The sequence below is a fragment of the Streptomyces rubiginosohelvolus genome (assembly GCF_014649875.1).
GTDB classification, from domain to species: domain Bacteria; phylum Actinomycetota; class Actinomycetes; order Streptomycetales; family Streptomycetaceae; genus Streptomyces; species Streptomyces rubiginosohelvolus.
The window spans coordinates 546,784-563,905 of the sequence record NZ_BMTW01000001.1 but is presented as its reverse complement, the minus strand read 5'-3'; the positions used below and the strand labels follow the sequence as shown (position 1 = coordinate 563,905).

18 protein-coding genes are annotated in these 17,122 nt (G+C 73.7%); 14 read left to right on the top strand and 4 right to left on the bottom strand.

The window, feature by feature from the left end:
* The first annotated feature begins 20 nt into the window (after positions 1-20).
* The 3 genes from IE134_RS02685 to IE134_RS02675 all read left to right on the top strand — a co-directional run bounded on the left by IE134_RS02685 (position 21) and on the right by IE134_RS02675 (position 2,734).
* On the top strand, positions 21-1,010 hold the full coding sequence (locus IE134_RS02685) for an ABC transporter ATP-binding protein (RefSeq protein WP_098894347.1): 990 nt from the start codon (positions 21-23) through the stop codon (positions 1,008-1,010).
* The gene (locus IE134_RS02680; protein WP_030709326.1) at positions 997-1,908 is read left to right on the top strand and encodes an ABC transporter permease; all 912 of its coding nucleotides are present in this window, start codon (positions 997-999) and stop codon (positions 1,906-1,908) included. Before IE134_RS02685 ends, IE134_RS02680 begins: the two co-directional genes overlap by 14 nt.
* Positions 1,909-2,143: 235 nt before the next feature.
* The gene (locus tag IE134_RS02675; protein WP_097970497.1) at positions 2,144-2,734 is read left to right on the top strand and encodes a TetR/AcrR family transcriptional regulator; all 591 of its coding nucleotides are present in this window, start codon (positions 2,144-2,146) and stop codon (positions 2,732-2,734) included.
* A 15-nt stretch (positions 2,735-2,749) separates the two neighbouring features.
* Here the strand turns inward: IE134_RS02675 and IE134_RS02670 are convergent, their stop codons facing one another.
* A complete protein-coding gene (locus IE134_RS02670; protein WP_229823378.1) occupies positions 2,750-3,925 on the bottom strand; it encodes a serine/threonine-protein kinase in 1,176 nt (391 codons plus the stop codon).
* Positions 3,926-4,167: 242 nt separating this feature from the next.
* On the opposite strand from IE134_RS02670, the gene IE134_RS02665 reads away from it, so the two are divergent.
* The 3 genes from IE134_RS02665 to IE134_RS02655 all read left to right on the top strand — a co-directional run bounded on the left by IE134_RS02665 (position 4,168) and on the right by IE134_RS02655 (position 7,600).
* Positions 4,168-4,467: a cupin domain-containing protein gene (locus IE134_RS02665; RefSeq protein ID WP_098016410.1), complete on the top strand. Its 300-nt coding sequence runs from the start codon at positions 4,168-4,170 to the stop codon at positions 4,465-4,467.
* 138 nt (positions 4,468-4,605) lie between these two features.
* Complete coding sequence (locus tag IE134_RS02660; RefSeq protein ID WP_126930937.1) at positions 4,606-6,738, top strand: ATP-binding SpoIIE family protein phosphatase; 2,133 nt, start codon at positions 4,606-4,608, stop codon at positions 6,736-6,738.
* 112 nt (positions 6,739-6,850) lie between these two features.
* Positions 6,851-7,600 carry a DUF1838 family protein gene (locus IE134_RS02655; protein ID WP_030709313.1) on the top strand — a complete coding sequence of 250 codons (750 nt, stop codon included), beginning with the start codon at positions 6,851-6,853 and terminating at the stop codon, positions 7,598-7,600.
* 6 nt (positions 7,601-7,606) lie between these two features.
* Here the strand turns inward: IE134_RS02655 and IE134_RS02650 are convergent, their stop codons facing one another.
* From IE134_RS02650 to IE134_RS02640, 3 genes are all read right to left on the bottom strand, one after another.
* Positions 7,607-8,356, bottom strand: a complete 750-nt coding sequence (locus IE134_RS02650; protein WP_098894362.1) for a calcium-binding protein — start codon at positions 8,354-8,356, stop codon at positions 7,607-7,609.
* Positions 8,357-8,512: 156 nt separating this feature from the next.
* A complete protein-coding gene (locus tag IE134_RS02645) occupies positions 8,513-9,352 on the bottom strand; it encodes an HAD family hydrolase (RefSeq protein WP_030709309.1) in 840 nt (279 codons plus the stop codon).
* 76 nt (positions 9,353-9,428) lie between these two features.
* Positions 9,429-9,896, bottom strand: coding sequence for a winged helix DNA-binding protein (locus IE134_RS02640; protein WP_030709307.1), 468 nt, complete (start codon positions 9,894-9,896; stop codon positions 9,429-9,431).
* A 412-nt stretch (positions 9,897-10,308) separates the two neighbouring features.
* On the opposite strand from IE134_RS02640, the gene IE134_RS02635 reads away from it, so the two are divergent.
* The 8 genes from IE134_RS02635 to IE134_RS02600 are packed head-to-tail and all read left to right on the top strand — an operon-like array spanning position 10,309 to position 17,085.
* Entirely contained in the window at positions 10,309-11,328 is a 1,020-nt protein-coding gene (locus IE134_RS02635; protein ID WP_189429471.1) for a ScbA/BarX family gamma-butyrolactone biosynthesis protein, read from the top strand.
* Positions 11,328-12,422, top strand: coding sequence for a ketoacyl-ACP synthase III family protein (locus tag IE134_RS02630; protein WP_050513589.1), 1,095 nt, complete (start codon positions 11,328-11,330; stop codon positions 12,420-12,422). The genes IE134_RS02635 and IE134_RS02630 overlap by 1 nt, the downstream gene beginning before the upstream one ends.
* Positions 12,419-12,661 carry a phosphopantetheine-binding protein gene (locus IE134_RS02625; protein WP_030709301.1) on the top strand — a complete coding sequence of 81 codons (243 nt, stop codon included), beginning with the start codon at positions 12,419-12,421 and terminating at the stop codon, positions 12,659-12,661. Before IE134_RS02630 ends, IE134_RS02625 begins: the two co-directional genes overlap by 4 nt.
* Complete coding sequence (locus IE134_RS02620; protein ID WP_229823271.1) at positions 12,658-13,896, top strand: beta-ketoacyl-[acyl-carrier-protein] synthase family protein; 1,239 nt, start codon at positions 12,658-12,660, stop codon at positions 13,894-13,896. Before IE134_RS02625 ends, IE134_RS02620 begins: the two co-directional genes overlap by 4 nt.
* A complete protein-coding gene (fabG, locus tag IE134_RS02615; protein ID WP_098016413.1) occupies positions 13,893-14,606 on the top strand; it encodes a 3-oxoacyl-ACP reductase FabG in 714 nt (237 codons plus the stop codon). Before IE134_RS02620 ends, fabG begins: the two co-directional genes overlap by 4 nt.
* A gap of 36 nt (positions 14,607-14,642) precedes the next feature.
* Entirely contained in the window at positions 14,643-15,626 is a 984-nt protein-coding gene (locus tag IE134_RS02610; RefSeq protein WP_030709296.1) for a 3-oxoacyl-ACP synthase III family protein, read from the top strand.
* A gap of 17 nt (positions 15,627-15,643) precedes the next feature.
* Positions 15,644-16,387, top strand: a complete 744-nt coding sequence (locus IE134_RS02605) for an SDR family NAD(P)-dependent oxidoreductase (RefSeq protein ID WP_126930936.1) — start codon at positions 15,644-15,646, stop codon at positions 16,385-16,387.
* A complete protein-coding gene (locus IE134_RS02600) occupies positions 16,384-17,085 on the top strand; it encodes an HAD family hydrolase (RefSeq protein ID WP_126930935.1) in 702 nt (233 codons plus the stop codon). The genes IE134_RS02605 and IE134_RS02600 overlap by 4 nt, the downstream gene beginning before the upstream one ends.
* The last annotated feature ends 37 nt before the right edge of the window (positions 17,086-17,122 follow it).

Genomic DNA, 17,122 nt, shown 5'->3' with positions numbered 1-17,122 from the left:
CACGGAGAGGTGCGACCGCCATGACGGACACAGCGGCTGAGGCCAGGGACTCCGCGCCGGACGCGGCCGCCGGCGCCCCCGTCATCCGCACCCGTGGCCTGACCAAGCGTTACCGGGGCGGTCAGCTCGCCGTGGACGGCCTCGACCTGACCGTGCCCGCCGGCAGCGTCTTCGGCTTCCTCGGCCCCAACGGCTCCGGGAAGACCACCACGATCCGGATGCTGATGGGCCTCATCGACCCGACGTCCGGCACCGCCGAGGTGCTCGGCCGCCCGATGCCGGAGGCCGCCCGTACGGTGCTGCCGGAAGTCGGCGCGCTGATCGAGGGGCCCGCGCTGTACGGCTTCCTGAACGGCCGGGACAACCTCCTGCGGTACGACCGGGCCGACCCCACCGCCGACCCGCGCACCCGCCGGGCCCGCGTCGGTACGGCCCTGGAACGGGTCGGGCTCGCCGCCGCCTCCGGGAAGAAGGCCAAGGCGTACTCGCTCGGCATGAAGCAGCGCCTCGGCCTCGCCGCCGCCCTGCTCCGGCCGCGCCGGCTGCTGGTCCTGGACGAGCCGACCAACGGCCTCGACCCGCAGGGCATGCGCGAGATCCGGCTCCTGGTCCGGGAGCTGGCGGCCGAGGGCACCACGGTGTTCCTCTCCTCCCACCTGCTGGACGAGATCGAGCAGGTCTGCACGCACGCGGCGGTGATGGCCCGGGGCCGGCTGATCGTCCAGGGCCCGGTCGCCGACCTCGCCGCGCGCGCCCGGGGCCGGCTCGCCGTCACCACCCCCGACCCCGGGGAAGCCGCCCGCATCCTCAGGGAGCACGGGATCACCGGCCTGAGCACCGACGGCGACCGGCTGACCGCCGACGCCCCGCCCGCCGCCGTGGACCTCGCCGACCTCAACGCGGCGCTGGTGGGCGGCGGGGTGCGGGTGCGGTCCTTCGGCGTCGAGCGGGGTTCGCTGGAGGACGCCTTCGTCGCACTCACGGGAGAGGGATTCGATGTCGCAGGCTGAGAAGTCGCAGGCTGAACGGGCGCGTCTCAGCGATCCGCAGGGCTCTCGTCATCCGCTGTGGACCCTGGGTCTCCTCCGCTCCGAGATCACCACGCTGCTGCGCCGCCACCGCACCTACGCCCTGCTCGGCGTCCTCGCCGCCGTCCCCGTCCTCATCGGGATCGCGGTCCGGATCGAGACGGGCGGAGGCGGTGGTGGCGGGGAGGGCGGCCCGGACGGCGGGGCGGGCCCGGCCTTCCTCGCCCAGGTCACCAACAACGGCTATTTCCTGGTCTTCGCCGCCCTCGCCGCGACGCTGCCGGTGTTCCTGCCGATGGCCGTCGGTGTCGTCGCGGGCGACGCGGTCGCGGGCGAGGCGAACAGCGGCACCCTGCGCTATCTGCTGGTCGCCCCGGCGGGCCGCACCCGGCTGCTGCTCGTGAAGTACGCCTCCGTCCTCGTCTTCTGCCTGATCGCGACCCTGGTCGTGGCGGTGTCGGCGCTGGCGGCGGGCGCGCTGCTGTTCCCGGTGGGTGATGTCACCACGATCTCGGGGACCCGGATCGGCTTCGGTGAGGGGGTGGTGCGGGCGGCGCTGACCGCGCTGGTCGTCGCGGTGTCGCTGACCGGGTTCGCCGCGATCGGGCTGTTCGTCTCGACGCTGACCGGCAGTGGGATCGGGGCGATGGCGGCCACGGTCGGACTGCTGATCACGGTGCAGATCCTGGACAGCATTCCGCAGCTGAGCGGCGTGCACCCGTATCTGTTCGCGCACTACTGGATGTCGTTCGCCGACGTCCTGCGCGAACCGGTCCACTGGGACGACCTGAGCAAGAACTTCCAGCTCCAGGGGCTGTACGTCGCGGTGTTCGGCTCGGCGGCCTGGGCCCGCTTCACGGCCAAGGACATCACGGCGTGAGGGCCGTTCCGCGTGAGCGCAAGGGGGTCTGGCCTGATCGGATCGGCGGGGTCCGCACGCACCGTCGGCCGGGCGAGCCGTCCCCCGATCGGCTCGTCGCGGCACGAACGGCACGAACGGTGCGGGCAACCGGAACGACACGACACGGTACGTTCCGTTTCCGCCTGGGTATTGTTCGGTCTTTGGCGACGAGATGTCAACAAGAGATTGGCTGGAACCCCCCTATGCTCACCGAATGATCACACCGCCGAGCAGTGTGCGACGCAGCGAACGATCACGCCGCGCGATCCTGCGGTCCGCCCTGGACCTCTGTACGGAGCGGGGGTACGGGCACGTCACGATAGAGGCCATCGCGGCCGACGCCGGGGTCAGCAAGAAGACGATCTACCGCTGGTGGCCGTCAAAAGGGGCGGTCCTGCTGGAGGCGTTCACGGACGCCCTGATCGACGCGACTCCGTTCGTGGACACCGGCGACATCGGCGCCGACCTGCGCTCCCACGTCGCCGGCGCGGTGAAACTGCTCTCGGTCCCGCCCTTCGGCCCCGCCTACGCGGGCATCCTCTCCGAGCTCCACCACGACGACCGCCTGGCCCAGCAACTGCGCGAACAGCTGGTCGACCCGCGCGTCGAGGAGGCGATCGGCCGCCTCCGCAGCGCCCAGGACCAGGGCCAGATCCCGCCCGGCGCGGACCTCCCGCTGGCGGTGGAGATGCTGTACGGCCCCGTCTACTACCGCCATGTGCTGCGCAAGCCCGTCCAGGACGAGAAGACCATCGCCGCACTGGTGGACCACGTCCTGCGGTCGCTGCGGGCGCCGGGGTACTGAGGCCGGTCCCTGCCGCTACAGGAAGCACTCCAGGATCAGCGGCAGGTCCTGCAGCCACTCCTGGAGGCGGGACTTCCGGCGGGCGGCGATGACGCACGGGTGGGCCGTGCCGTGGTGCGGGTGGACGACGACCTGGAGGTGCTTGGGGCCCTCGGCCGCGTACGTCACGGTGCGGATCTCGGCCCAGGCGTATGGCGTCTCCGCGCCCTCCGGGCCCAGCGTGATGCCTGTCGCGTCGATCAGGAGGGAGCTGCCCGGGCCGACCGCCACGAACGAGAGGTCGGCGTCGTCGTCCGGAGCGCCGCCCGCCCCCATGGACCAGGCCGTCGCCCGGTGCTGCGGCGCGAAGCTGTGGGCCGGGGTCGGGTACGGGTGCGGTGGCTGGAAGCCGTTGTACGGGGCGTACGGCGGTGGCGGCGGAACCGCCGCGACCGTGGGGGCGTACGCCGCGCCGGGCGGAGAAGGCGCCGCGTCCGGGACGAACAGGTCCAGCAGGGCCGCCGGTGCGGGCCGCTCCGCCGGGGTCTTGGCCAGGCACGCCGCGAGGACCGGCCGCAGCCCCTCCGGCACGGCGGCCAGGTCCGGCGGCTCGTGCACCGACCGGTACATCAGGCCCATCGGCGTACCCGCCCCGAACGCGCTGCCGCCCGCCGCGGCGACGAGCACCGCGCCCAGCGCGAACACGTCGGCGGCCCCGTCGACCTCCTGCCCCTGGGCCTGCTCCGGCGCCAGGAACCCCGGGGTGCCGAAGGCCGTACCGGTGGCCGTCAGCCGGGTCGACTCCAGCGCCCGCGCGATGCCGAAGTCCAGGACCCGGGGGCCGTCCGCCGCCATGATGATGTTGCCGGGCTTCAGATCGCGGTGCACCAGGCCGCAGCCGTGGATCGCCGCCAGCGCCTCGGCGAGCGCCGCGCCAAGACCCCGCAGCCGCACCTCGTCCATCGGCCCCTCGGCCGCCAGGAGAGCGGAGAGGGTCGGCCCGGGAATGTACGCGGTGGCCAGCCAGGGTGCCGCCGCGTCCGGGTCCGCGTCCACCACGGGGGCCGTGTGGAAGCCGCCCACGCTGCGGGCGGCGGCGACCTCGGCGCGGAACCGCTCCCGGAAGTGCGGATCGCCCGCGAGCTCCGGGCGGGCCACCTTCACGGCCACCGACCGCCCGCCACGGGAGCGCGCCAGATAGACGGTGCCCATGCCGCCGGCACCCAACTCCCGCTCCACGTTGTAGCCACCGATACGTTCCGGCAGATTCACGCCGCCCCCCTGTGCTCCGGCGGATCAGTATGACGCAGACCCGGGGAAGGCACCGGCGGGAGTCTTTGCCGAACGGTCGACCCACCGCCTCCCCGCCCCGGATAGCGTCCTCGCATCCCTTCGATTCCGAGGCGCGGGCTCCCCACGGCATGCCGTGAAGAGCCCGCCGAGAGGTGTGTGCGATGAGCGTGGTCACGGTGTCGGAAACGGCGTCCGCCCTTCCCCGGGCGTGGAGTTCGACGGTGCTCGCCCGGGTGGGGACGGCGTCGGTGCGGGTCCTGCGCATGGACGCGCTGCCGGTCGAGGAGGAGCGGCACAGCGAGGCCGAGGTCCTGCTGGTGCTCGACGGCCGCCTCGAACTGTCCGTGGAGGGGCGCGAGGTGACGGTGGGACCGGGCGGGATGTACGTGGTGGGCGCGGGTGCCGCCCACGCGGTACGGCCCGGCAGCCGGGGCACGCTGGTCATCGTGGACCGGGACTGACCCCCGCCGCCCCCGGCAGCCGTGCCGTCACACCCCTGCCGTCCACCGGTGGCCCGGGCCGGTGCGGCGGGTGATGCTGGTGCGGCGCGGGCCGGAACCGGTACTCCGGCGTGCCGGAGCCGGAGGGCGGGTGGATCCGTGGCGGACAGTGAGACCCCGGCCGGGCCGGGGCGGGCCGCGAGGCCGGACGGCGGCTTCGACGAGGCGCTTCTCGCGGTGCTGTTCACCCAGTCCGCCGTCGGCCTGCTCGTGCTCGACCCGCGGCTCAGGCTCGTACGCGCCAACTCCCTCGTCGAGGGCGTGGTGACCGGGGAGTACGCCGGCCGCCCGTTCGCCGAGGTCTTCCGGCTCGACGACCCGGACGGCTCCGAGCAGCTCATGAAGCGGGTGCTGGCCGGTGAGGGCCCGGTGCGCGACCACCTCGTGCGGGGGCGGCTGCGCCGGATCCCCGGCGACCGGCAGTTCCTGACCTCCCTGTACCGCCTGCACGGCTCCGGCGGCCCCGACGCCCCCGCCCGCGGCCTGGTGGTCGCGGTCGTCGACGTCACCGAGCGGGAACGGGGCCGGGCCAGGGAGGCCGCGCTCACCGCCGTGCGGGACGCGGTCGGCGGCTTCCTCGACGTCTCCACCACCTGCCGTGCCTTCGCCGACGCCCTGGCGCCCGGCTTCGCCGATCTCGCCGTCGTGGAGGTGGTGGACGACGTCCTGCGGGGCGCCGAGCCGCCGGTGGGCCCGATGCCGCCCGGAACCCCGCTGCGCCGCGCCGCGAGCGGCCGGTGCGACTCCGTGCGGGGCGCGGTGGAGAGCGGGAACGGGGCCCGGGGGCGGGCGCCGGGCACGACCCGCCACCTTCCCGCCCGTACGCCGTACGCGCTCGCCGCCGCCGACCTGCGGGCCCGGCTCGTCCCGCTCGGCCCGGACACCCCGTGGCCGGACACCGACCAGGACGGGGCGCGCGCCGTCGCGGAGACCGGCGCGCACTCCCTGATCGTCGTGCCCCTCACGCTGCGGGGCGCGGTCCTCGGACTGGTCAGCCTCTACCGTTGCGGGGACTCCGAACCCTTCGACGAGGACGACGTCTCGCTGGCCGTCACGGCGGCCACCCGCGCGTCCCTGGCCATCGACAACGCCCGCCGCTACGAGCGCGAGCACGTCATCGCCTCGACGGTCCAGCGGCGGCTGCTCCCGCAGGCCGAGCGGCAGCAGGCCGCCGTCGACACCGCGCACGTCCTGCTGCCCGGCCGGGACAGCGGCTGCTGGTTCGACACCATCGCCCTGTCCGGCGCCCGTACCGCACTCGTCGTCGGCGGCGTCGCGGGCGAGGGCCTCCAGTCGGCCATCGCCATGGGCCAGTTGCGTACGGTCATCCAGGCGCTGGCGGGCCTCGACCTGGAGCCGGAGGAAGTCCTCGCCCGGCTCAAGGACACCGCCGACCGCCTCGCCGACGAACGCGCCTCGCTGCCGCCCGCCGACGGCCTCCACGGCGAACCCCTGAGCGCGGGCTGCGTCTACGGCGTGTACGACCCGTTCACCCGCACCTGCACCGTTGCCCGCGCCGGGCACCCCGCGCCGCTGATCGTCGGCCCCGACGGACGGGCGGTCCCCCTCGACGTACCGGAGGGGCCCGGGCTCTTCTCCGCCGACAGCGCCCTCTTCGCCCCCGCCGCCGTCACCCTGGAGGTGGGCAGTCTCCTCGCGTTCTGCACGGCCGAACTGCTCTCCGGCGACCGCGCCGCCGAACGCGTCACCCGGGCCCTCGCCCGGCCGGGCCGCAGCCTCCAGCAGCTCGGCGACGACATCGTGTACGCGCTGCCGGACGACACCCGCGCCGCCGGCGCCGCCCTGCTCCTGGCCCGTACGGGTACGGTCTCCGACCACCTGGTCGCCACCTGGGACCTCGCCGACGAGGCCACGACGCCCGCCACCGCCCGGGTGCTCGTCCGCGACCGGCTCCAGGGCTGGGGCCTGGACGAGGACACCGTGGACGCGACCGAGCTGATCGTCAGCGAGCTCGTCACCAACGCGGTCCGCTACGGCACCCCGCCGCTGCGGCTGCGCCTCCTGCTGGACTCCACGCTCACCTGCGAGGTCCACGACGGCTCCACGGCCGCCCCGCACCTGCGGCACGCCCGGACCGTCGACGAGGGCGGCCGGGGGCTGTTCATCGTCTCCCGCCTCGCCTCCCACTGGGGAGCCCGCCACGGGCCGGACGGCAAGGTGCTGTGGACCGAGCAGGAACTGCCGGACGGCCCGCCCGACCCGGTGGGCTGAATCCCGCCCACCCTGGTCGCTGCCGCCTGCCGCCTGCCGCCTGCCGCCTGGCGCCTGCCGCCTGCCGCCTGCCGATCGCGCGGAGCGGCCCGTATCGCGCACAGTGGTCGGTATGACGACCCCCGCGGAACTGCTCCGCTCCTTCGCCCGCACCCGCGCCTCCCTCGACGGCGAGGAGGTCACGTACTGGTGGTCCGGAGACGTCTATTCCTGGGCCCCCGACGAGCCCTACCAGCGGATCTTCGGCTTCGAGGGGCTCAATGTCGCCCGCCTGGTCCAGGACGTGGAAGCCGGGCCCGACGCGTACCAACTGCTCACCCGTGAGGCCGCGTTCTACCTGGATCCCGTCAGCCGCGAGATCCTGGAGACCTGGCAGGACCTGCCGGTGGTGCACGTCTGGAACGACCCGGCCAACCAGAAGTGGCGTCCCTTCCCGATCCCGACGACCGACCTCGGGGACCAGGTCTGCTTCAGCCTGGAGATCCCGCTCGCCTACCCGTCGCCGCTGCCGGTCGCCCAGTACCCGGTGCACTCGGCGGGGGACACCTACAAGGCCCTGGAACTCTTCCAGTTCTTCGCGGACCGCGCCGGCCTGGCGGGCCAGGCCCCCAGCGTCCCGGCCACGATGTCGTGGAGCCGGATGTCCCCGTGGCTGCCGTGGATGGCCCGGGGGCAGCGGCCCGGCGGTCTCACCTTCCACTGCCGGGGCCGCAAACTCGGCGCGTACACCGAGGTCCCCGAGCGCACCCGGGCCTACATCGCCGACCACCACCCGGAGTTCGCGCACGCCCCGGAGCGGTGGAGCGAGCCGAACGAGACGAGCTGGACCTACTTCCGCAAGCTCAACCCACCCCAGGTGTAAGGGGGTTCAGGGGAGTGTGATGTTCCGGCCCGGGCCGCCCTCGACCGTGTCCTTCCCCGAGCCGCCGACGAGCACATCGTCGCCCGCCTCGCCGTGCAGCATGTCGTCGCCGGAGCCGCCGAAGAGGATGTCGTCGCCCTCCCCTCCCATGACGTGGTCGTCGCCCGGGCCCGCGTACACGACGTCCTTGCCGTCGTACGCCTCGATCATGTCGTCGCCCCGGCCGCCCCACAGGAACTGGTCGCCGTCGACGGCCATCAGGTGGTCCATGCCGTCGCCGCCGTCGAGGACGACGCGCCCCATGACCATGTCGTCGCCCGCGTCGCCCCGCACGGTGTGCGCGGTGTGGGCGTGCAGCATGTCGTCACCGGGGCCGCCGCTGACGGTGGCGACGCCCGGGTCGCTGGTGGCGATCTCGTCGTCGCCGTCGCCGAGGAAGACGTCGATCCGGTCCGGCCGGGCGCTGTCCGTGGGCAGTTCGCAGACGACGTACGTCTCGACGCCCGGCTCCAGGTACGTGCAGTGGTCGCCGGGCTGGAGCGGAACCGAGTCCCGGAAGCCGATCCGCCGGACCCCGTCGCCCTGGTCCATCGGGACCACGTGCAGGTCGTTGACCTGCCCCGGGGCGGCGGTGAAGGTGACCGACTGCTTCGCCCAGTCGGCGCCGACGCGGGCCTTGCCCTCGGCGGCGTTGGGGGCCGCGACGGCCGGGGACACGGCGAGGCCGGTGGCGAGCAGGGTCACGACGGCCGACATCCTCTTGCGCTTCACGACAACTCCTCGGTGGGTCCGTGGGGGCCCGCCCGCCTGCCGTTACGGAGCAGGTGAGGGCAGGGGCATGTCAAGCGCCGCGCGTGGCGGTGGGGTCGCCACGCGGGCGACCGCAGCCTACCCGTCTTGGTCTAGACCAAACTAGAGGCCGGGGCTCTGCCCGTCACGGCCCCCGGTGCCGAACAGCCGCTCCAGGACCACCGCGACGCCGTCCTCCGCGTTCGACAGGGTCACCTCGTCGGCCGCCGCGCGCAGCTCCGGGTGGGCGTTGCCCATGGCCACCCGGAGGCCCGAACCGGCGAACATCGGCAGGTCGTTGGGCATGTCGCCGAACGCGACGGTCCGCTCGGCCCCGATGCCCAGCAGCTCGGCGGCCGCCGCGAGACCCGTGCCCTTGTCCACCCCGCGCGGAGCCAGCTCCACCGTGCCGGGCCCCGCCATGGTCACCGTCGCCAGATCGCCCACGGCCCCGCGTGCGACGGCGGCCAGCGCGTCGTCGCCCAGCTCCGGGTGGCGCACCAGCACCTTGATGACGGGCCGCGCCCACAACGCCTCGCGGGAGCCGACGCGTTGGGCGGGCAGGGTCGGATTCGGCATCCGGTAGCCGGCCTCGATCAGGGTCACCCCGTCCACGCCGTCCTGGTCCACGGCGGCGAACACGGCCCCCACCTCCGCCTCGATCTTGCCGAGCGCGGTGTCGGCGGCCTCCCGGTCCAGGGCGACGGAGCGCAGCAGCCGCCCGGCGTCCGCGTCGTAGAGCTGGGTGCCCTGCCCGCAGACGACGAGCCCGGTGTACGCGAGGTCCGCGAGCAGCGACCGTATCCCCGGGACGGGCCGCCCGGTCACGATCAGATGCCGGGCGCCCGAGGCGGCGGCGAGACCGAGCGCGGCACGGGACCGGGCGCTGACGGTGTCGTCGGGGCGCAGCAGGGTGCCGTCCAGGTCCGTGGCGACGAGGGCATATGCGGGGGGCGTGGGCATGGCCCCAGCCTAGGTCGTGTCCGGGAAGCCCCCGAACGGCCGCTTGCCCGCGAGGGCTGGACCGGATACGGGGCTTTCAGGCGGCTGTCCCTCCCGCGTTACGCACCAGCTGCCGCAGCACCTTCACGGTGGTGACGTAGTCCGCGTCGGGGATCCCCGCGTGGAGCGCGGCGCGGATCGCGGGAGCGTTGCGCTTGAGGTCCAGGCGCGCCTGCTCCCCCTCCTCCGTGATCCACAGCCGGTCCTCCGCGTCCCGCCGCAGCCGGCCCTTCCGTACGAGCGCCTCGGCCTCGACCGCGAGGTCGTCCTCGGGCCGGATGTACGAGGCCATGGCCCGCTGAAGCTCGGGGAGGGTCATTCCCGCGCCGTCGGGTGAGATGTCGGCGGCCGACAGATTGCGCAGCAGCCAGAACTGGGGCTGGGTGTACCCCTTCTCGGCCTGCCGCTCCCGGGTGTACGCGATCAGCGCCTCGTGGGCGACCCCGGTCCAGTAGGCGGCGGGCTGTGCGGCGAGTTCGGCGTCGCTGAGCTGCTGATCGGGCATGGCGGATGCTCCCTCGATGGCGTGGTGGCCGGGCCGGTCGTACGGGCCTCACGGCGACCGTAGGACCTCAAGCGCGGTTGAGGGCAAGGGGGTGAGGCCACGCCGGGGCACGCTCCTGACCAGCGGCGACCACGCGCCCGGAGCCGTCGCTTACACGCTCCGACAGCAGCGCGAAAGACGCCGGGGCTAGCTTCTCGCTCAGTCGGCCGCGGAGTTCGATGCACGCGGCACACCACGACGAGACAGCGAGAGCGGTGCACACGTCACCGGTCTCCCACGGGGAGGAGTGCCCGCGGATGACAGCGACGAGACATGACGTCGCCCGGCGTCCGGATTCCGCCGCCGGGCCGCGCCGGACCACCGGTGTTCCGCGCAGGCGCCACAGCGTGACCGATGTGAAGGGAGCAGGTCGATGACTCAGGTCGACGGTGAGCGGCGGCTGCGGTTCGACGCGCCGTTGGAGCGGTCGCTGGTGCACCGGCACGCGGCCGACGAGGTCTTCGTCACCGACCATGTCGCGCTGGACGACGGCCGCTTCGCCGTCGCGGCGCGGCTGCCGTCCGCCCACCGCTACTTCAACGACGACCCGGTGCCCTCGGCGTACGTCGACCCGATGCTGCTCCTGGAGTGCTCGCGACAGGCCGGAACCCTGGTGGCCCACCGTCACCTCGGGGTGCCGTCGGACACGGCGTTCCTCATCGCGGAGTGGTCCATCGCGCTCGACGGCGAACCGGCGCACCCGCAGCCCGGGACCGGCTCCGACGAGCTGACGATGGTCATCGAGGTCCGGGACCCGAAGCGGCGTGGAGAGTCCCTGCTCGGCGCGACGCTGGTGACCGAGCTGTACCTCGCCGGGCGCCGAGCGGCGAGCAGCACGGTGGTCGCCGGGTATCCGTCACGGGCCGGCTACGAGAGCTTCCGGACCCGGCGCCGCAGCTCGGTGGCGCCGCTGTCCGACACCATGCCGCCGCGCGTGGGCGGCACCCCCGCGGACGGCCGCCGGGCGGGGCGGGCGCTGGAGGAGAACGTCGTCCTGTCGACGGTGCGCCGCGCCGGCGGACGGACCGTGGCGGACCTCGATGTACCGGTCGCGCACCCGGTGTTCTACGACCACCCGCTCGACCACGTACCGGCGACCGCGCTGCTGGAAGCCGCCCGGCAGGCCGCCCTGTCGGCGATCGCGCCGGAGACGGTGGAGGAGGCCGGCGGGATGACCGGGCCCTGGCGGGTGAGCGCGCTGAGTGCCCGGTTCGGACGCTTCGTCGAGCTGGACAGCCCGACGGAGGTGTCCGCGCGGGTGGAGCAGGCCGGCCACAGCCGCTCGGTGCGCGTGCTGTTCGAGCAGGACGGGGCGACCGCCTGCGACTGCGAGGTCACGGTCCTTGAGCCGTCGGCGGCTCCCGTTTCCGCGGCCCCTGCCGGTGTCCTTTGATGCGGCTGAGCGGAACCTACGGGCTCGTGTGCGCGGCCTGGTACCCGTCGGAGAGGCAGACCGTCGAGGAGGCCCTGGCCGCCGGGGACGTGGACCGGCGCACCGCGGCCGACCTGGGATACACGGCGCTGCCGGTCAGCGCGGAGACCGCGCCGCCGGACATGGCCGTGGCCGCCGGGCAGCGCGTGCTGGAGCGGGGCGACTGCCCGGCACGGACGCTGTCGATGGTGCTGCACGCGAGCGTGCACCATCAGGGGCACGACGCGTGGTCGGCGTCCCACTACATCGCCGACCGGCTGAGCGCGCACCACGCGGTGCCGATCGGACTGCTGCAGCAGTGCAACGGGGGAGCCATCGGCATCGAGCTGGCCGTCTCCCGGCTCCAGGGCGACCCGCAGGCCGGGCCGGCCCTGGTGACCACCGGCGACCGGTTCCTCATGCCGAGCTGGCACCGCTGGCGCACCGACTACGGCATGGCCGCGGGCGACGCTGGCACGGCGGTGCTGGTGCACCGCGGTGACGAGCTGCCTTCGGACCTCACCCTGCACGCCCTGGCGACCACGGTGGCCTCCGAGCTGGAGGTCATGCACCGCGGCGAGGACGAGCTGAACGCGGACCCGCTCGGACACGGCCCGATGATCGACGTCCGGCGTCCCAAGCGCCACTTCGTCCGGTCCATCGGCGTCGACCACTTCACCAAGCTCGCGCACGACCGCATCCGGGAAGCCGTCCGCGAGGCGCTCGCCTCCTGCGGCCTCGCACCGGACGATCCGCGACTGCGTCACGCCGTGCTGCCGCGGCTGGGCGCCAAGGCGATGGCGGAGGCGTACGTACCGCCATTGACGGAGTCCGTCGCGGCGCCGCTGCTGGACCTCGGGCGGGCCACCGGCCACCTGGGAGCCGGCGACCTGAACGCCTCGCTCGCCGACCTCGCCATCGGCGACCGGCTGGAGCCGGGACAGTACGCCCTCGTGCTGAACGGCGGTGGCGGATTCACCTTCACCGCGGCCGTGGTCAGCCGCCCCGAACCGAAGAGACCTCCCGGGCGGAGAACCGCCCGGACGACCGACCCATCGACAGGAGAACCGACATGAACGACGTCCAGGACCGCTTCTACTCCCTGCTCGGCGCCAAGATCGGCGTGGAGACCGAGTCCCTCACCGAGGGCACCACGCTCGAATCCCTCGACCTCGACTCGCTCCTGATCGTCGAGATCAGCGTCGCCGTGGAGAAGGAGTTCGGCGTGGTGCTCGACGAGCTCCAGCTCGCGCCCGAGCGCACCGTCGGCGAGGTTGTCGGCACCCTCGACGGCCGGCTCAAGGCGGCTTCGTGACCGCCGTACGCCGTCGCCGGTTCGACGTGGCCGTCACCGGACTGGGACTCATCACGCCGGCTGGGACCGGGGTGAAGGCCAACGTGGCCCGGATCTGGGACGGCCTATCCACCGCGAGCAGAAGTCCCGGGCTGGAGGGCATGGCCGTCGACTTCTCCTGCCGGGTCGAAGACTTCGACCCGGCGGCGGAACTCGGCCGACGCACGGCGCTGCGGATGGACCGGGTCAGCCAGCTCGGCGTCACCGCCGCACGGCTGGCCGTCTCGGACGCCGGCCTCGACCCGCAGGTCTGGGACGGCGCACGGGTCGCCGTGGTGATCGGCACCTCGTTCGGCGGCTCCGCCAGTTTCGAGCGCGAGCACGAGACCTACCTGAGCAGCGGACCGACGGTGGTCTCGCCGCAGCTCATGGTGACGGCGCCGGTGAACATGACGGCCGGTCACATCGCCATGGACTGCCAGGCGCTGGGGCCGAACCAGGTGGTGTCGACCGCGTGCGCCTCCGGCACCACCGCCATCGGTATCGGCCGGATGCTGCTGGAGGCCGGACTCTGCGACGTGGTGCTGGCCGGCGGCTCGGAGGCGGCGCTCACCCGCACCGGCATGGCCAGCCTGCACAAGATGGGCGCGCTCTCCCGGCGTGCCGAGGACCCGGCGGCCGCGTCCCGCCCGTTCGACGCGCACCGCGACGGCTTCGTCGCCGGTGAGGGCGCCGGCGTTCTGGTGCTCGAACGGGAGGCCGACGCGCACGCCCGAGGGGCCAGGGTCCGCGCCAGGATCAGCGGCTTCGGAGCGTCGGCGGACGGCTTCCACGCCTCCGCCCCGCATCCGACGGGCGACGGGGCGGAGCGGGCGATGCGCGCGGCGCTGGCCGACGCCTGCCTCGACCCGGCGGAGGTGGCGCACGTCAACGCGCACGGCACGTCGACGCCGAAGAACGATGTCACCGAGGCCGCCGTCATCCGCCGGGTCATCGGCGACCACCCCCTGGTCACCTCGACCAAGGGAGTGATCGGCCACCTGATCGGCGCGGCCGGCGCCGTCGAGGCCGCGTACACGGTACTGGCGGTCGAGCAGGGTTCCGTACCGCCGACCGCGAACCTGGAGCGCGTCGATCCCCAGGTGGAGATCGATGTCGTCGCCGGGGCGCCGCGCACGGCGACGATCGGCGCGGCGATGTCGAACTCCTTCGGGTTCGGCGGGCAGAACGCCGCCGTGGTGGTGACGGCGGCATGACGCGCACCGGCCGCTCCGTCCTGGTCACCGGAGGCAACCGCGGCATCGGCCTCGCCATCGCCCGGGACCTGGCCGCGCAGGGCGACCGGGTGGCGGTCACCCACCACAGCAGCGGGGCGCCGCCCGGCCTGTACGGGGTGGCCTGCGACATCACCGATCCCGAGGCGGTGTCGCGGCTGTTCGAGAAGGTGGCCGCCGAGCAGGGGCCGGTGGAGGTGCTGGTGGCCAACGCCGGCATCACCCGGGACGCGCTCCTGCTGTCGATGGCCGACGACGACGTGGACGCGGTGCTCGACACCAACCTCCGTGCGGTGATCCGGCTGGCCAAGCACGCGTCCCGGGGCATGCTCGCCGAGCGCTGGGGACGGCTGGTGCTGGTCTCCTCGTCGGCCGCCTTCACGGGGTCGCCGGGCCAGACGAACTACGCGGCCGCCAAGGCCGGACTGGTCGGCATGGCCCGCTCGCTGGCCTGGGAGCTGGGGTCGCGCGGCATCACCGTCAACGTGGTGGCGCCCGGGCTGATCGACACCGACATGACACGCGACCTCAGCGACACCCGGCGCGAGCAGTTCCTGAGCCGGACACCGCTGGGACGGCCCGGCCGGGCCGAGGAAGTGGCCGCCGCCGTCCGCTTCCTGGCGAGTGCCGAGGCCGGCTACGTGACCGGCGTAGTGCTGCCGGTCGGTGGCGGACTCGGCATGGGCATATGACCACCCGTCAGACAGCAGGAAGAAGAGGCTGAATCCATGGCAATCGGCGTGATATCAGTCGGCGCCCACCTTCCCGAACGCATCGTGGACAACCGGGAGATCGCCGCCTGGGCGGGCGTCACCGAGGAGTGGGTCGCCGAACGGACCGGCATCCTCCAGCGGCGTTACGCGGCGGCCGGCGAGGCGACGTCCGACCTGGCGCTGCCCGCCGCCCGCGCGGCACTCGACGAGGCCGGACCGGAGGCCGGGGAACGGCTCGCCGCCCTGATCGTCGCCACCTGCACCCCCGACCACCCGCAGCCGTCGACGGCGGCGATCGTGCAGGCGGGCCTCGGCCTGCCGGCCCTGCCCGCCTTCGACGTCAACGCGGTGTGCAGCGGCTTCCTCTACGCGCTCACCGTCGCCAAGGCGCTGCTCGACGGGCAGCCCGGTCAGTACGCCCTGGTGGTCGGGGCGGACCTGTTCTCCACGCTCATGGACCGCGGTGACCGCAAGACCGTCAGCCTCTTCGGCGACGGCGCGGGCGCGGTCGTGCTCGGCACGGTGCCGGAGGGCTACGGAATCCACGGCGGCACCCTGCTGGCCAACGGCGAACTGCACGACTACGTGAAGGTCGAGGCCGGCGGCACCCGGACCCCGCTGGACGAGCGGGCCCGCGCTGCGGGCGAGCACCTCTTCCGGATGGACGGCCGGGCCGTACGGGAGTACGCGATGACCACGCTGCACAAGGTGGTCGGCCAGACCCTCGCGGACTGCGGTGCCCGGATCGAGGACGTGGACCGCTTCGTCTTCCACCAGGCCAACACTCGGCTGCTGGAGTCCTTCGCGGCCGAGGCCGGCATCGACCCGGACAAGGTCGCCCTCACGGCGCCGAGCCTGGGCAACACCGCGGCCGCCTCCGTACCGCTGACGCTCCACCACACCCACCACGACCGCCCCCTGGAGCGCGGCGAGCGCGTCCTGCTGGCCTCCATCGGCGGTGGCATGACCGCCGCCGCCACGCTCATGACCTGGTACTGAGGACGGAAGAGCAACCCATGAGACTCGACGGAACATCCGCCATCATCACGGGCGGCACGCGCGGCCTCGGCCGCACCATCGCGGAGAGCTTCCTCACCGAAGGCGCGAACGTCGTCTGCGCCGCCCGTAACCCGTACGACGTGAAGGAACTCATCGACCGGTATCCCGGCCGGGCCCTTTACCAGCGCACCGACGTCACGGACGAGGACTCGGTGGCGGAGCTGATGGAGGCGGCGGTGGCCGCCTTCGGCCGGATCGACGTGTTGGTCAACAACGCCGGAGTCAGCCGCGACGGCACGATCAGCCGGCTCTCGACGGCGGACTGGAACACCACCGTCGCCACCAACCTCAACGGGGTCTTCCTGTGCACCCGGGCGGCCATCCGCCCGATGCAGGCGCAGGGCGGCGGCCGGATCATCAACCTCTCGTCCTGCGTGGCCAGCCGCGCGGTGGCCGGTGCGGCCGCCTACAGCGCCAGCAAGGCCGCCGTGGAGATGTTCACCCGGGCGTCCGCTCTCGAACTGGCGCACAAGGGCATCACGGTGAACTGCCTGTCGCCCGGCTACATCGACGAGGGCATGGGCAAGCAGGTCGCCGCGGACGACCGGGTCTGGGAGAGCTACCGCAAGCGGCTGCTCTCCGGACGGCTGGGACGGCCGGAGGAGGTGGGGGCGGCCGCCGTGTTCCTCGCCGCCTCGGACAGCTCCTACGTGAACGGTCACGTGCTGGAGGTCAACGGGGGGCTGCAGTGGGCGGCGTGACGCCGTCGCCGGTGGTGGCCTTCTTCGACATCGACGAGACGCTGGTCGCGATGAAGAGCCCGTTCGCGATGCTGCGCCACCGGCTGCGCGAACAGGGCGACCTGGACGGCTCGGCGTACCGGGCCATGGCCGATCCGCTCCGCAGGTTCGCCGCCGAGGGCGGCGCCCCCGCGGAGGTGAGCGCGATGTTCTACCGCGGCGTCGCCGGCGTCGCGTGGGACGAGCTGCTGCACCAGGGCCGCGACTGGTACGCGCGGCTGCGCGGCCGGGGGGTCCCGTTCGTCGACGCCACGCTGCGCGAGCTGCGGCACCACCAGCGCCAGGGCCACCTCACCGTGGCCGTGTCCGGAGCGTGGGCCGCGAGCCTGCGGCCGATGACCGAGGACCTGGGCATCGACCTGGTGCTGTGCACCGAGCCCGAGGTGGACGCGGCCGGGCTGCTGACGGGACGGATCGCGCGGGCGATGTTCGGCCCGGCGAAGGGGGCCGCCGTACGCGACGTCCTCGCGGCGCGGGGCGCGTCGGCGGGGGAGTGCTTCGCCTACGCCGACGACCCGAGCGATCTCGACATGCTCCGGCTGGTGGGCCGGCCCACGGTCGTCGGCGACCACCCGGTGCTCGCCGGGATGGCGGCCGAGCACGGCTGGCGTGTGCTGTCCAACGCGCTCGTGCCCGGCACCGAGCGCATCCCCGTCTGACCGGCCGTCCCGCCCGCAGGGCGGCACGGCCGGCATC